Below are 14,605 nucleotides of genomic sequence, written 5' to 3' on the forward strand. Positions count from 1 at the left end.
TGCGCACCCGTACGGCGCAGTGCGCACCCGTACAGCCGTACCTGGCGTGCGAAGCATGATCATGTGCGGTCGTATCGGGTCCTAAGCGGTACTCGGGACCTGAGGAGGCACTCCATGCGCGGAGCCACGCGCGCCAAGTGGGCCGTCAGTGCGGTGGCCGTCGCCATGGCGGCGGCCGCATGTGGAGGCGGGGGCAGTGACAGCGGCGGGGGCGGGGGCAACGGCAAGGGGACCGTGCGGTCCTCGTGGGGTGACCCGCAGAATCCGCTGGAGCCCGCGAACACCAACGAGGTGCAGGGCGGCAAGGTCCTGGACATGATCTTCCGGGGGCTGAAGCGGTACGACCCGAAGACCGGCAAGGCCCAGGACATGCTGGCCGAGAAGATCGAGACGAAGGACTCCAAGAACTACACCGTCACCATCAACAAGGGCTGGACCTTCAGCAACGGTGAGAAGGTCACCGCGAAGTCCTTCGTCGACGCCTGGAACTACGGGGCCCTGCTCGACAACCGGCAGAAGAACGCCTACTTCTTCGAGTACATCGAGGGCTACGACAAGGTCCACCCGACGTCGGGCAAGGCGACGGCGAAAACGCTCTCCGGGCTGCGGGTGAAGAACGCGACGACGTTCACCGTGAAGCTGAGGCAGAAGTTCTCGACGTGGCCGGAAACGCTGGGCTACGCCGCGTTCGCGCCGCTGCCCAAGGCGTTCTTCGACAACCACGACGCATGGGTGAGCAAGCCCGTCGGCAACGGCCCGTACATGGTCGACTCGTACAAAAAGGGTACGTCGATGAAGCTCGCCAAGTGGGACAAGTACACCGGTCCCGACAAGGCCAAGAATGGCGGCGTCGAGCTTCGTGTCTATACCGACAATGGCACGGCGTACACCGATCTCCAGTCCGGGAACATCGACCTGGTCGATGACGTGCCCGCGGCGCAGCTGAAGAACGCCAAGCAGGACCTGGGCGAGCGGTATATCAACCAGCCCGCGGGAATCATCCAGACCCTCACCTTCCCGATGTACGACAAGCGCTGGAACAAGTCCGGCTCGGAGAAGGTCCGGCGCGGGATCTCGATGGCGATCGACCGCGAGCAGATCACCGACCGGATCTTCGAGAAGACGCGCACCCCGGCCACCGACTGGTCCTCGCCGGTGCTCGGTGAGGACGGCGGCTACAAGCCGGGCGTGTGCGCTGACGCGTGCGAGTACGACCCCGCGAAGGCGAAGAAGCTCATCGCCGAGGGCGGGGGCCTGCCCGGCGGCAAGATGAAGATCACGTACAACTCGGACACCGGTTCCCACAAGGACTGGGTCGACGCGGTGTGCAACAGCATCAACAACGCGCTGGACAAAGAGAACGCGTGCGTCAGCTCCTCGATCGGCACCTTCGCCGACTACCGCAACAAGATCACCGATAAGCAGATGCCCGGGCCGTTCCGCGCGGGCTGGCAGATGGACTACCCGCTGCTCCAGAACTTCCTCCAGCCGATGTTCTACACCAACGCCTCCTCCAACGACGGCCATTACTCCTCCGACGCCTTCGACAAGCTCATCGACAAGGCCAACGCGGAGTCGGACACGGGCAAGGCCGTCGAGACCTTCCAGGAGGCCGAGAAGGTCCTCGCCAAGGACATGCCCGGCATTCCGCTCTGGTACCAGAACGGCAGCGCCGGCTATTCCGACCGGCTCAGCGACGTCGCCCTGAACGCGTTCAGCGTGCCCGTGTACAACGAGATCAAGGTCAACTGACCGCGGCCGACGGGAGATTCGGCGTACCCGGGACAGACACCGGTCGGCGCCGGACTCCCGTCGCACAATCACCGGAGCCCCCATGGGACGCTATGTGATCCGGCGGCTGCTCCAGATGATCCCGGTGTTCATCGGCAGCACGTTCCTGATCTTCTTCATGGTGTACGCGCTCGGCGACCCCGTCGCCGCCCTCTTCGGCGACCGGGCGCCCGACCCCGCCACCGCCGCGCAGATCCGCGAGGACCTCTTCCTCGATGAGCCGCTGTGGAAGCAGTACCTGCACTACATGGGGCAGATCTTCCGGGGCGACTTCGGCACCGCCTTCAACGGCCAGAAGGTCACCGAGCTGATGTCGGAGGCGTGGCCGATCACCATCAGGCTGACGCTGGTCGCCATCGTTTTCGAGATCATCTTCGGCATCACGCTCGGCGTCCTCAGCGGACTGCGCCGGGGCCGGGCGATCGACACCACCGTCCTCCTGCTCACCCTCATCGTCATCTCCATCCCCACCTTCGTCAGCGGCTACGTGCTCCAGTACGTGTTCGGCGTGAAGTGGGCCACGATCAGCCCGACCGTGTCGCCCGAGGCCCCGGTCGACGAACTCCTGCTGCCCGGCATCGTCGTCGGCCTGGTCTCCCTCGCGTACGTCACCCGCCTCACCCGCACCTCCATCGCCGAGAACGCGCGCGCGGACTACGTACGCACCGCGATGGCCAAGGGCCTCCCCCGGCGCCGGGTCATCGTCAGGCACCTGCTGCGCAACTCGCTGATCCCGGTGGTCACCTTCATCGGGACCGACATCGGCGGCTTGATGGGCGGCGCGATCGTCACCGAGCGCATCTTCAACATCCACGGCGTCGGCTTCCAGCTCTTCCAGGGCATCCTGCGGCAGAACTCACCGACCGTGGTCGGCTTCGTGACCGTCCTGGTGATCGTCTTCCTCGTGGCCAACCTGCTCGTCGACCTCCTCTACGCCGTGCTCGACCCGAGGATTCGCTATGCGTGAGCCGTACAACCCCAAGGAGGCCATCGCGCCCACCGGCGGCGGTGCGATGGACCTCGCCACCAGCGAGGCCGTGTCCCTGGAGAAGGGGACAGGGCCGCGGCCCGACGGGCCGGAGCCCGACGTCAGGGTCGGCAGCCTGTGGTCGGACGCCTGGCGCGACCTGCGCCGCAACCCCGTCTTCATCATCTCCGCGCTGATCATCCTCTTCCTGGTCATCATCTCCCTGTGGCCCTCGCTCATCGCCGGAGGAAGCCCGTACAAGGCGAACCTCGCCAAGGCGCAGGAGGGCGCCGAGCCCGGCCACCCCTTCGGCTACGACGTCCAGGGCCGCGACCTGTACACCCGCACCGTCTACGGGGCGCGCGCCTCCATCACCGTCGGCATCTGCGCCACGGCCGGTGCCGCCCTGCTCGGCGGGCTGCTCGGCGGACTCGCCGGGTTCTTCGGCGGCTGGGGCGACGCGGTGCTGTCCCGCATCGCCGATGTCTTCTTCGGCATCCCCATCGTGCTGGGCGGCCTTGTCTTCCTGGCCGTGGTGACCAGCGGCTCGGTGTGGCCGGTGGTCGGCTTCATCGTGCTGCTCGGCTGGCCGCAGATCTCCCGTATCGCCCGTGGCTCGGTGGTCACGGTCAAACAGAACGACTATGTGCAGGCCGCGCGGGCGCTCGGCGCGAGCAACGGCCGGCTGCTGCTCCGGCACATCGCCCCCAACGCCGTCGCCCCTGTCATCGTCGTGGCGACCATCGCGCTCGGCACGTATATCTCCCTGGAAGCCACGCTGTCCTATCTCGGGGTGGGCCTGAAGCCACCCACCGTGTCCTGGGGGATCGACATCTCGGCGGCCTCCACGCATATCCGCAACGCCCCGCACATGCTGCTGTGGCCCGCGGGCGCGCTGAGTGTGACGGTGCTGGCGTTCATCATGCTCGGCGACGCGGTGCGCGACGCCCTCGACCCCAAGCTGCGCTGAGGAGTCCGTACGGTGTCCCTGCTGAAAGAGCCCAGCCCCCCACCGCCCGCCCCCGAGCCCCCCGGCGCGCTGCTCGACGTGCGCGATCTGTACGTCGAATTCCGCATGCGCGACGGCGTCGCGAAGGCCGTCAACGGCGTCAGCTACAGCGTCCAGGCGGGCGAGACGCTCGCCGTCCTCGGCGAGTCCGGCTCGGGCAAGTCGGTCACCGCGCAGGCCGTGATGGGCATCCTCGACTCGCCACCCGGCTTCATCACCGGCGGACAGGTCGTCTTCCAGGGCCGCGACCTGCTGACCTTGAACGGGGAGGAACGGCGCAAGGTACGCGGCGCGAAGATGGCGATGATCTTCCAGGACGCGCTGTCCGCGCTGAACCCGGTGATCTCGGTGGGCGCGCAACTCGGTGAGATGTACGAGGTGCACCGGGGCCTCTCGCGCAAGGACGCCAGAAAGAGGGCGGCCGAACTCATGGACCGGGTGCGCATCCCGGCCGCGCGCGAACGGGTGGGGGACTACCCGCACCAGTTCTCCGGCGGCATGCGCCAGCGCATCATGATCGCGATGGCGATGGCCCTGGAACCCGAGCTGATCATCGCGGACGAGCCGACCACCGCGCTGGACGTCACCGTCCAGGCCCAGGTGATGGACCTGCTGGCGGAGCTCCAGCGCGAGCTCAACATGGGGCTCATCCTGATCACCCATGACCTCGGCGTCGTCGCGGACGTAGCCGACAAGATCGCCGTGATGTACGCGGGCCGCATCGTGGAAACCTCACCCGTCCACGACATCTACCGCGCCCCGGCCCACCCGTACACCCGCGGCCTGCTCGACTCCATCCCCCGCGTCGACCAGAAGGGACAGGAGCTGTACGCGATCAAGGGCCTCCCACCCAATCTGCTGCACATCCCCTCCGGCTGCCCCTTCCACCCCCGCTGCCCCCGCGCCCAGGACATCTGCCGCACCGACCGGCCACCCCTGTTCCCGGTCACCGGCGAGGAGCGGGCGAGCGCCTGCCACTTCTGGAGGGAGACGCTCAATGACGAATGAGCCGGGCGAGCCGACGGAGCCGGGCGGGGCAAGCGGGCCGGGCGGGCCAGGCGGGGTGAGGGAGCCAGGCGGGCCAGACGGGCCGGGCGGGGCCGACGGGCCGGGCGAGCCGACTGAGCCGGGCGGGCCGAGGGAGGCGGGCGGGCCGAACGACCCGAAGGAGCCGCCGTCTTCGATCGGGCGCGACGGCCTGACCCCTCCGGTCGGCCCGGGCGTAGCGGCGGAACCGGCGGAACGGACCGGGCCCGGGGGAGCCGCGTCGGCCGCGTCGGCCGCGTCGGCCGGGGGGGCCACGGGAGCGACCGCGCCTCTCGCATCGACGGCGCCCCTCGTATCGACCGAGCCCACCGCATCGGCTGGGGCGATTCTGGAAGTACGCGACCTGGTCAAGCACTACCCGCTCACCCAGGGCATCGTGATCAAGCGCCAGGTCGGCGCGGTCAAGGCCGTCGACGGGGTCTCCTTCGACCTCGCGCCCGGCGAGACGCTGGGCATCGTCGGCGAGTCCGGCTGCGGCAAGTCGACCGTGGCCAAGCTGCTCGTCCACCTGGAACGGCCCACCGCCGGGGCCATCCGCTACAAGGGCGAGGACATCAGCAAACTCTCGGGGCGCGCCCTGAAGGCCGTCCGCCGCAACATCCAGATGGTCTTCCAGGACCCGTACACCTCGCTCAACCCGCGCATGACGGTCGGCGACATCATCGGCGAGCCGTACGACATCCACCCGGAGGTGGCTCCCAAGGGCGACCGCCGCCGCAAGGTGCAGGACCTCCTGGACGTGGTGGGCCTCAACCCCGAGTACATCAACCGCTACCCGCACCAGTTCTCCGGCGGCCAGCGGCAACGCATCGGCATCGCCCGCGGCCTCGCCCTGCGCCCCGAAATCATCGTCGCCGACGAACCCGTCTCCGCCCTGGATGTGTCCGTCCAGGCGCAGGTCATCAACCTGATGGAACGACTCCAGGACGAGTTCGACCTGAGCTACATCTTCATCGCCCACGACCTGTCCGTCGTCCGCCATATCTCCGACCGCGTCGCCGTGATGTACCTCGGCCGCCTGGTCGAGGTGGGCACCGAGACCGAGATCTACGACCACCCCACCCACCCGTACACGCAGGCCCTGCTCTCCGCCGTCCCCGTTCCCAACCCGGAGGCCCGCGAAGAACGGACACGCATCCTGCTGACCGGCGACGTGCCCTCCCCGGCCAACCCACCCTCAGGCTGCCGCTTCCGCACCCGCTGCTGGAAGGCCCAGGAACGCTGCGCCCTCGAAGTCCCCCTGCTGGCCATCCCCGCCAAGTTCCGCGACATGGAAGAGCCGGTGGCACACGACTCGGCCTGCCACTTCGCCGAGGAACGCCAGGTGATCCCGGACCTGCCGGACGTCGCGGAGGGCCCGGACGAGGGGGAACAGCCGGGGGAGTAGGAGGGGCAGCGGCGACGGCGGGCAGCCGCACCGAGGAAACGGCGATGCTGGCCGCGATCGTGGTCGTAGCAGCCTCGGGCCGCACGTGGACCGGCGTCGCCCAGCGGTCACAGGCTCGTGAGCAGGCCGTCGAGTGGGGCGGGCACGCGGTCGCGGTCGAGGGCCTCGACGAGGACGCGACCGTAGCGGATCTTGCGTCCTTTCTTCGTGCCGAGGAAGCGCCGCAACTGCTGCTGTGAGGTGCGGTCTCGCTGCGCGGGCTGGCGCAGGAAGGTCTGGAGGGCGCGCAGGTCGCCTTCGGCCTGGACGAGCTCCTCCACCCGTGTCGCGCCCAGTGCGCGGATGAGCTCGTCCTCCAGATCCGCCGCGCAGACGAAGAACCCTTGCTGTGCCGCACTGGCCCCTTCCCAGCCGCGGGCGTAGTAGCGACGCTCCGCCTCGTCGCACAGTCCCGTGAGGCGGAGGCCCAGGCCGCGTGGCCCCAGGAGGCGGGCGAAGCGCCCGACGCTCATCGCACCGCCCATCGACAGGACGCAGACTCCTTCGGCCTCCAAGTCCCGGCCGCGGCTCGCGGCCAGCGCGGCGACCGCTGCGACGTCGCTCGGCCCTTCGAGCAGGACGGCTGTCCGGACGGACAGCCGCTCGGCCAGCTCGCGCGCGGGGTCGCCGGGCCCACCGGCCGCCCACGCGGTGACCGCCTCCCGGAACGACTCCATGTCAGCCATGCGACGAGTCTCCGCCCTCTCCGGCCCCCACGGTAGGCAATTTCCGCCAGCGCGCCGATCGGCGGTGAGCAGTCGGCCCCGACGGCCCGACGAAGGAAAGGCCGCACACACGAAAGCGACCGATGGCCGCAGCGCACTTCCGGCGCGCCGCCCCCCAACGCGGCCCGCATCGCAGCGGCCCCACCGGCCGCACACCGCAACCCCGCGAGCGCTCCGCGCCCCCGCGGTCACTCCCGCTCGAAGCTCCAACGCGTCTGGCTGTACTCGCCTTTGCGGAAGCCGAAGGCTGTGGTCGGGGCGACGGTGAAGACCAGTGCCCGGCCGCCGTCGCCGTGGAAGGCGCCGTCGCGTACGTCGAAGTGCCAGTCGCTGCCGTACTTCGTCTCGTAAGCGTCGGCGACGCGGCGCAGGAGCGTCTCATCGCTCACGTTGGCGGCCGTTCCCTCGATCACCAGGTCCAGGCCCGTACCGAGGGCGTTGTTGCCTGTGGTGAGGACGCAGTGCGGGTTCGTCGCGAGGTTCATGGCCTTGCGCTCGCCGGGGCCGGTGCAGAAGTACAGCGCGTCGTCCAGCCAGACGGCGATCAGCGGAGTGACGTGGGGGCGGCCGTCCGGACGTACCGTCGAGAGCCAGAACAGCTCGGCTTCCGTCAGGTGCCTTTCCGCCACCGCCCACGCGGTCGGCGCCGCGCCCTCACTGCTGTACCGGGCGTCCAACTCGGTGACCGGCTCCGTACGCACCATGCCCGCACCCCTCACTCGACCGTCCCAGCGAGCCTCGCACGACCGCCGGGACGGCGCCACAGAACGCACCCGCCCCCGAGGTCGCGGGCTGCGCGCGCTCCCCGCATCTCACGTCTTCGCCACCCGGCCGCTCCCCGGATCGCCCTCCGCCGCCAGCAGTGCCGGGTCCAGGATGACTTCTTCCGTACGCGCGACCGTCGGGGCCTCCGGGAAGTGGCAGGCCGACAGGTGGCCCTCGGTGTTGCCCTCGATGCGCAGGAGTGGGGGTTCTTCCCTGGCGCATGTGTCCTGGGCCTTCCAGCAGCGGGTGCGGAAGCGGCAGCCGGACGGGGGGCGGATGGGGGAGGGGACGTCTCCTGCGAGGCGGATGCGTTCGTGGCCGGGGCGGGTGCGCGCGGGGGTGGCTGTGCCGCCCTCGGCCGCGCTGTCAGTGTCGGGCTCGGCCGCGTCCATCATCGTCGCGGCTTCGGGGACGGCGGACAGCAGGGCGTGGGTGTACGGGTGCCTGGGGCGGGTGTAGATGGAGTCGCGGTCGCCCACCTCCACTATTTTGCCGAGGTACATGACCGCGACGCGCTGCGAGAAGTGGCGTACGACGGCGAGGTCGTGGGCGATGAAGAGGAAGGCGATGCCCAGCTCGCGCCGTAGCTGCTGGAGCAGGTTGACCACTTGCGCCTGGATCGATACGTCCAGCGCGGACACCGGTTCGTCGGCGACGATGAGTTTGGGTTCCAGGGCGAGGGCGCGGGCTACGCCGATGCGCTGGCGCTGGCCGCCGGAGAACTCGTGCGGGAAGCGGTTGTAGTGCTCGGGGTTGAGGCCCACGGTCTCCAGCAGTTCGCGGACCCTGGCCTCCCTGCCGCCGGGCGGGCGGATGCCGTTGATCTCCATCGGTCCGGCGATGATCTTGCCGACCGTCTGCCGGGGGTTCAGCGAGGAGTACGGGTCCTGGAAGATCATCTGAATCTCGGAGCGGATCGGGGCGAGCCGTTTGCGGTCGGCGTGCGTGATGTCGTGGCCCCGGTAGCTGATCCGGCCGCCGGTCGGTTCGAGCAGCCGGGTCAGCAGCCGCCCGGTGGTGGACTTCCCGCAGCCCGACTCGCCGACCAGGCCGAAGCTCTCGCCCGCGTGAACGGTCAGGTCGATGCCGTCCACCGCCTGCACCGCGCCGACCTTCCGTTTGAACGGGAAGCCGCCCATGATCGGGAAGTGCTTGGTCAGCCGCTCGGCGACCAGCAGCGGCTCGCCGAGTGTCAGGGCTTCTCCCGCCCGCGACGGATTTCCGGGCGCCGGGGCGTTCCCTTTTCCTGGCGTCGGCGCTCGCTCGCTCCCGCTCGCCCCGCTGGTGCCGCTCGCCCCGCCCGTGCCGCCTGCCCCGCTCGCTTCCGCCTTGGCCAGGGTGATGTCCTCGCTCATCGGGCAGCTCCCTCGCCGGGGCCGCCGGACTCGCCCCGATCGCCGTGATCACTGTGGTCGCTGTGTTCCTCGGGTGCTTCGGTGGCCCCGTGTGCCCCGTGTGCCCCGTGTGCCCCGTGTGCCCCGTGTGACTCGGCGGCCTCGCGGCCCCCGGCAGCCGGCTCGGGAGCCGCCGCCTCCGCTGCGGCGGGGGTTCCAGTGCCGCCCGGTGCCGTGGCCCTCGCCGCGCCGCCCGCCCTCCGTAGCGCGCGCTTCTGCTCGGGTCCCAAGTGGCACGCCGCCCCGCGTCCCTCCGGGAGTGTGGGCCGGTCCGTGGCGCAGCGGTCGCCGTCGACGTGGGGGGTGAAGGCGCAGCGGGGGTGGAAGGGGCAGCCGGGGGGTGGGGCGAGGAGGCTGGGTGGGGAGCCGGGGATGGGGAAGAGCGGGGTGTCCACGGGGGTGGTCAGGCTGGGCATGGAGTCCAGCAGGCCCCAGGTGTACGGGTGCTGGGGTGCGCGGAGTACGTCGCGTACGGTGCCGCGTTCGACGGCCCGGCCCGCGTACATCACCAGCAGGTCGTCGGCGGTGTTGGCGACGACGCCCAGGTCGTGGGTGATCAGGATGATCGCCGAGCCGAACTCCTGCTGGAGGTCGCCGAGCAGGTCGAGTATCTGGGCCTGCACGGTCACGTCCAGCGCCGTCGTCGGTTCGTCGGCGATGAGCAGGTCGGGGTCGCAGACCAGTGCCATGGCGATCATCGCGCGCTGGCGCATGCCGCCGGAGAACTGGTGCGGGTAGTCGTCGACCCGGAGTTTCGCATTGGGGATGCCGACCTTGTCCAGCATCTCGATGGCCCGGTGGCGCGCCTCGCGCTTGGAGGCGCCGGTGTGCTTGCGGTACGGCTCGGATATCTGGCGGCCCACCGTGTAGTACGGGGACAGGGCCGTCAGCGGGTCCTGGAAGATCATGGCCATCTTGTTGCCGCGCAGCTTCTCCAGCTTCCGTTCCCCGGCGCCGGTCAGTTCCTGGCCGTCCAGCAGGATCTCGCCGGTGACCTCCGTCGTCCTGGGGTCGTTCAGGCCGAGCACGGTGAGGTTGGTGACGGACTTGCCGGACCCGGACTCGCCGACGATGCCGAGCGTCCGGCCGCGTTCGAGGTCGAAGGACAGCCCGTCGACGGCCTTGACGATGCCGTCCTCGGTGGAGAAGCGGACGTACAGGTCGCGTACGGAGAGGAAGGAGCCGTCGGCACTGGGGGCGGGGGCGCCCGCGCTCTTGGTGACTGTGGTCATCTCGTCAGGGCTCCTAGGCGAGGCGCACGCGCGGATCGATGAAGGCGTAGGTGGCGTCCACCAGGATGTTGAAGACCACGATGGCCCCGGAGCTGACGAGCATCACACCCATCAGCATGGGCAGGTCTGTGAGCTGCACGGACTCCACGGCCAGCCGTCCGACGCCGTGCAGCGTGAAGGTGTACTCCGTGATCATCGCGCCGCCGAGCAGGGAGCCGAGGTCCATACCGAAGATGGTGATGATGGGGGCGATGGCGCCGCGCCAGGCGTAGCGGAAGAAGACCGTACGGCTCGACAGTCCCTTCGCCCGCGCGGTGCGCACATGGTCTTCCTGGAGCTGCTCGACCATCTGGGAGCGGGTCATACGGCTGTAGTTGGCCATGAAGATCAGCGAGAGCACCAGCCAGGGCAGCAGCATGCCGCTGAACCACTTCCCCGGGTCGTCGGTGATCGGGTGGTACGCGGGCTGGTCCATGATGGCCAGACCGCTGACGAACCACGCCAGGCACAGCACGCCGACGAAGTAGATCTGCATGGACTGGCCGAGCAGGGACAGCGAGCTGAAGAACTTGTCGATCCAGGTGCCGCGCCGCCACGCGGCGATCATCCCGATGCCGACACCGGCCACCAGGAAGACGGCGGCGCCGCCGAGGGCGAGCGAGAGCGTGGTGGGGAAGCGGTCCACGATGGTGGCCCAGACCGGCTCCTGGGTCACGAAGGAGTAGCCGAAGCAGGGCGCGTCGCAGTGCCCGACGGGGAAGTCGCGGCCCGCGAAGACGCCGACCATGAAGTCCCAGTACTGAACGGGGACCGGCTTGTCCAGGCCGAGGTTCTTGTTGATCATGGCCAGGGCCGCCGGGTCGCAGTTCTTGCCGCATGCCAGCCGGGCGGGCTCGGCGGGCAGCGCGAAGAAGAGGAAGAACGTGATCGCGCTGATGAGTACGAGGATCACGATCGCGCCGAGGGATCGGCGGGCGAGGAATCTCAGCATGGCATCGCGGGTCTTCCGGGTCGGTAGGGGCGGCCGCCCGGCCGCGCCCGCTGGTGCGGGGCGGCGGCCGGGCCGCCAACGGCGTGGGTGGTGCCGCTACTTCACGAAGACGGCGGTGGGGTCCACGCCGCCGTACGGCTCGTGGAACTTCACCCCGCCGATGCCGGAGCCCCAGAGGGTGAACAGCCGGTTGTAGAAGACCGGGATCTGCGGGATCTCCTCGGTGAGGATCTTCTCCCCGAGCTTGGTCCACTGGGGGGCGGCCTCGTTCACATCCGCGAGGTTCGCGATCCGGTCGATGTCCTTGTTGACGGACGGGGAGTTCAGGTGGGAGTAGTTCGGCGAGTCGTCGTAGACGTTCTCGCCGCCGTACACCGGCGGGACGACGGTCGAGGCGGACGGCCAGTCGGCACCCCAGGACGACCGGTACAGGTCGTACTGGTTCTTCACCTTGCCGATCTGCGTGTAGTACGTACTGCGGTCGATCTCCTTCTTCTCGACCTTGAACCCGGCCTTCTCCAGGGCGCGTTCGACGACGACCGAGGCGTCCTGCGCGGGCTTGTCGTTCCCGTACGCGTAGACGATGCGGTAGCCCTCCTCGCCCGCCTCCTTCAGCAGCTCCTTCGCCTTCTTGATGTTGCCGCCGGGGTACTTCTTCTTCTCGAACGGGTCGAACTTGGCGTTGTGCCCCTTGAGCGTCGGGCCGACCAGCGACCCGGCGATCTCACCGGCCTTCGGCCCGCCGTACTGCTGGAGGTACTGGCCGTTCGGGAACGCCCAGGCCAGCGCCTCGCGGACCTTCTTGTTCCGCACCCGGCTGGTGTTGATGCTGACGACGTCCACATACGGCTGGGTGCGGGTCAGCGAACGCCTCATCGCGTCCTTGTCCTTGAGTACCGTGGAGATCTGTGAGGCGTCGACCGCGTTCGTCCAGGTCATGCCGTTCTTGTCGGCACCCTTGTCGGCCTGGAGGCGGCGCGTGGAGTCCACCCACTGGTGGCCGAAGGAGACCTCGAACTTGTCCACGTACTGGTGCCTGATCGGGTCGGTCTTCGGGTCCCACTGATCGTTCTTGACGAACGTGATGCCCTTGCCCGGCTTGAAGCTGGAGATCTTGTACGGGCCCGACGCCACCGGCGCCTTGTCGTACTTCTCCTTGGTGTCCTTGCTCGCCGGGACAGCGCCGATGTTGGGCATCCCGACGGCGAACGGGACCTCCGCACGCGGCTGGTCGAAGTGGAAGATGACGGTCTTGTCGTCCGGCGTGTCCAGCACGGACTTGGGCAGGTGGTCACCCTTGTACGGGCCGTCCGGCAGCGCCTTGCGGTAGCTCTGGCCCTTCCCCGAGAGCCACTGCTGGAGGTACGTGGGCCCATTGGTCTGGTACTTCGCGTACAGCCGCTCGACGGCGTGCCGGACGTCCTTGGACGTGATGGGCGTGCCGTCCTCGAACTTCAGCCCGTCCTTGAGGGTGTACGTCCAGGTCTTGCCGCCGTCCGAGGACTTGCCCGTGTCCGTCGCGAGGTCGCCGACCAGCTTGGTCTTCCCGGTCTTGGCGTCGATCTGGTAGTTGGTCAGCGTGCGGTTGTAGACCGTCTGCATGATCAGCTCGTCGCTGACGTAGATCTGCCCGGGGTCCAGGTGCTCGAAGGCGTCGCGCTGGAGGACGCTGACCGTGCCGCCCTTCTTGGCGCCTGGCAGATCCTTCGCGGGGCCCGCGGAGTCGGCGCTGGAGCCGAGGGTGATGCCCTGGGCCTCCATCGACGGCTCTTTGGAGTTGTCGTTGTCGGAGCTGCCCCCGCCCTCGCTGCACGCCGTGAGCACGAGGGCTCCGGCGGCCAGCGCGATGGCGCAGGTCCTGGCTCTGGATGTGCGGTTGACCGTCATGGTTGTGAAAGCACCTGCCTCATCGGACGAACACTGCTGCCACTGCTGCCTGCCGGGTGGCGCTCCGCTGTCGGCGCCTGTCGTGCGTGCGGGGCCTTGCGGGCCGACACCTGCCGGCGTCCTGCCGCCTGCTGTCACCGCGTGGTTTTCGGGTCCATGGCGTCCCGGACCGAGTCCCCGAGCAGGTTGAAGGCGACTACGAAGATCACCATCGCGACGCCGGGGAAGAACATGTAGGTGATGTCGCCCTCGTAGAACTGGGCGCCCTTGGCGAACATCCGGCCCCAGTCCGGGGTCGGTTCCACCACGCCGACACCGAGGAAGGACAGCCCCGCCTCCGCTGTCACGAACATCGGCAGCATCAGGGTCGACTGCACGAGGATCGGCGTGCCCAGGTTGGGCAGCAGCTCCTTGCGGACGATGCGCCAGGGCGAGGCGCCGGTCACCCTGGCCGCTTCGATGAACTCGCGCTCGCGCAGCGACAGCACCTGGCCGCGCAGCAGCCGCGCCAGCTGCATCCAGCCGAGCAGCCACAGCACCAGGACCAGGGCCGTCACCCGCAGATAGGTGGGTGTCTCCTTCTGCGGGCTGACGAACAGCGCGGTGATCACCGGCATGAACGCCACGAAGAACAGCTGCTGGGGGAAGGAGAGGAGCAGGTCGATGACGCGGCCGAGGAAGTAGTCGGTGCGGCCGCCGGCGTACCCGGCGACGACGCCCACGATGATGCCGGTGAGGGTGGAGAGCACCGTCGCCGCCAGGCCGATCAGCAGCGAGGTGCGGATGCCGTAGACGAGCTGCATCATCACGTCACGGCCGAGGTTGGGCTCGATGCCGAACCAGAACTCGCCGTCGATGCCGCCGTTGGGCTTCATCGGGTAGCCGGTGACGCTGTCGAGCAGCTCGGGGCGGTCCAGACCGTAGGTGGTGTACGCGTCCTTGCCGTACAGCCAGGAGATCACCGGGGCCAGGACGGCGACGGCGAAGAAGAACAGCACGATGAAGGCGGAGATCACTCCGGCCTTGTCCCGCTTGAAGCGCCGCCACATCAGCTGGCGGGGGGAGAGACCGATCAGCGTCTCGACCACCGCGGGGTCGCCCGGGCCGTCCTTGGGGACGCCGGGGCCCGCGGGACCGGCAGTCGGCTCGGCCCCTGCCGCCGCGGCCTGGGATGGACTCGTCATCGCGTAGCGCCCCCGCACTTCATCACTCGCCGTGCCGTGCCCCGTGGACTCCTCGCGGACGCTGGTTGTACGCCGCCAGATGAGCGGACTTTCGCAATGAATTCGCAGCTCAGTCAAGGGTCTGACCGAGGGTTAAATCAGGTTCTCGGTCTTCTTGAGCGAAGGTTTTGCAGATTGAGGTCACTGC

At 69.0% G+C, this 14,605-nt stretch carries 11 protein-coding genes and 1 pseudogene; 5 read left to right on the forward strand and 7 right to left on the reverse strand.

Features of this window, described 5'->3' with window-relative positions; translation table 11 throughout:
* Positions 1-114 precede the first annotated feature (114 nt).
* From AC5P1B_RS14275 to AC5P1B_RS14295, 5 genes are all read left to right on the forward strand, one after another.
* Complete coding sequence (locus AC5P1B_RS14275) at positions 115-1,752, forward strand: peptide ABC transporter substrate-binding protein (RefSeq protein WP_493887420.1); 1,638 nt, start codon at positions 115-117, stop codon at positions 1,750-1,752.
* 82 nt (positions 1,753-1,834) lie between these two features.
* Entirely contained in the window at positions 1,835-2,758 is a 924-nt protein-coding gene (locus AC5P1B_RS14280; protein ID WP_493887421.1) for an ABC transporter permease, read from the forward strand.
* On the forward strand, positions 2,751-3,728 hold the full coding sequence (locus AC5P1B_RS14285; protein WP_493887422.1) for an ABC transporter permease: 978 nt from the start codon (positions 2,751-2,753) through the stop codon (positions 3,726-3,728). The genes AC5P1B_RS14280 and AC5P1B_RS14285 overlap by 8 nt, the downstream gene beginning before the upstream one ends.
* A 105-nt stretch (positions 3,729-3,833) precedes the next feature.
* A complete protein-coding gene (locus AC5P1B_RS14290; RefSeq protein WP_493887649.1) occupies positions 3,834-4,775 on the forward strand; it encodes an ABC transporter ATP-binding protein in 942 nt (313 codons plus the stop codon).
* A complete protein-coding gene (locus AC5P1B_RS14295; RefSeq protein WP_493887423.1) occupies positions 4,765-6,201 on the forward strand; it encodes an ABC transporter ATP-binding protein in 1,437 nt (478 codons plus the stop codon). The genes AC5P1B_RS14290 and AC5P1B_RS14295 overlap by 11 nt, the downstream gene beginning before the upstream one ends.
* A gap of 107 nt (positions 6,202-6,308) precedes the next feature.
* On the opposite strand, the gene AC5P1B_RS14300 is transcribed toward AC5P1B_RS14295, so the two are convergent.
* From AC5P1B_RS14300 to AC5P1B_RS14330, 7 genes and pseudogenes are all read right to left on the reverse strand, one after another.
* Positions 6,309-6,926, reverse strand: coding sequence for a TOPRIM nucleotidyl transferase/hydrolase domain-containing protein (locus AC5P1B_RS14300; RefSeq protein ID WP_493887424.1), 618 nt, complete (start codon positions 6,924-6,926; stop codon positions 6,309-6,311).
* A gap of 227 nt (positions 6,927-7,153) precedes the next feature.
* Positions 7,154-7,669, reverse strand: a complete 516-nt coding sequence (locus AC5P1B_RS14305; RefSeq protein WP_493887425.1) for a pyridoxamine 5'-phosphate oxidase family protein — start codon at positions 7,667-7,669, stop codon at positions 7,154-7,156.
* A gap of 108 nt (positions 7,670-7,777) precedes the next feature.
* Positions 7,778-9,085 carry an ABC transporter ATP-binding protein gene (locus tag AC5P1B_RS14310; RefSeq protein ID WP_493887426.1) on the reverse strand — a complete coding sequence of 436 codons (1,308 nt, stop codon included), beginning with the start codon at positions 9,083-9,085 and terminating at the stop codon, positions 7,778-7,780.
* Between the two features lie 242 nt (positions 9,086-9,327).
* Positions 9,328-10,356 (reverse strand): annotated as a pseudogene (locus AC5P1B_RS14315) (ABC transporter ATP-binding protein); the annotation flags it as partial.
* A 13-nt stretch (positions 10,357-10,369) separates the two neighbouring features.
* Positions 10,370-11,347: an ABC transporter permease gene (locus AC5P1B_RS14320; protein ID WP_493887427.1), complete on the reverse strand. Its 978-nt coding sequence runs from the start codon at positions 11,345-11,347 to the stop codon at positions 10,370-10,372.
* A gap of 96 nt (positions 11,348-11,443) precedes the next feature.
* Positions 11,444-13,234: an ABC transporter substrate-binding protein gene (locus AC5P1B_RS14325; protein ID WP_493887428.1), complete on the reverse strand. Its 1,791-nt coding sequence runs from the start codon at positions 13,232-13,234 to the stop codon at positions 11,444-11,446.
* Positions 13,235-13,368: 134 nt separating this feature from the next.
* The gene (locus tag AC5P1B_RS14330) at positions 13,369-14,418 is read right to left on the reverse strand and encodes an ABC transporter permease (protein WP_493887429.1); all 1,050 of its coding nucleotides are present in this window, start codon (positions 14,416-14,418) and stop codon (positions 13,369-13,371) included.
* Between the last annotated feature and the right edge of the window lie 187 nt (positions 14,419-14,605).

It is taken from the genome of Streptomyces sp. A01 (assembly GCF_059026195.1).

Excerpts from the sequence above, each read along its gene's own strand:
- AC5P1B_RS14285 (WP_493887422.1), top strand. The coding sequence starts at position 2,751 with ATGCGTGAGCCGTACAACCCCAAGGAGGCCATCGCGCCCACCGGCGGC.
- AC5P1B_RS14330 (WP_493887429.1), bottom strand. The coding sequence starts at position 14,418 with ATGACGAGTCCATCCCAGGCCGCGGCGGCAGGGGCCGAGCCGACTGCC.
- AC5P1B_RS14275 (WP_493887420.1), top strand. The coding sequence starts at position 115 with ATGCGCGGAGCCACGCGCGCCAAGTGGGCCGTCAGTGCGGTGGCCGTC.
- AC5P1B_RS14310 (WP_493887426.1), bottom strand. The coding sequence starts at position 9,085 with ATGAGCGAGGACATCACCCTGGCCAAGGCGGAAGCGAGCGGGGCAGGC.
- AC5P1B_RS14300 (WP_493887424.1), bottom strand. The coding sequence starts at position 6,926 with ATGGCTGACATGGAGTCGTTCCGGGAGGCGGTCACCGCGTGGGCGGCC.
- AC5P1B_RS14280 (WP_493887421.1), top strand. The coding sequence starts at position 1,835 with ATGGGACGCTATGTGATCCGGCGGCTGCTCCAGATGATCCCGGTGTTC.
- AC5P1B_RS14305 (WP_493887425.1), bottom strand. The coding sequence starts at position 7,669 with ATGGTGCGTACGGAGCCGGTCACCGAGTTGGACGCCCGGTACAGCAGT.
- AC5P1B_RS14290 (WP_493887649.1), top strand. The coding sequence starts at position 3,834 with ATGCGCGACGGCGTCGCGAAGGCCGTCAACGGCGTCAGCTACAGCGTC.
- AC5P1B_RS14295 (WP_493887423.1), top strand. The coding sequence starts at position 4,765 with ATGACGAATGAGCCGGGCGAGCCGACGGAGCCGGGCGGGGCAAGCGGG.
- AC5P1B_RS14325 (WP_493887428.1), bottom strand. The coding sequence starts at position 13,234 with ATGACGGTCAACCGCACATCCAGAGCCAGGACCTGCGCCATCGCGCTG.
- AC5P1B_RS14320 (WP_493887427.1), bottom strand. The coding sequence starts at position 11,347 with ATGCTGAGATTCCTCGCCCGCCGATCCCTCGGCGCGATCGTGATCCTC.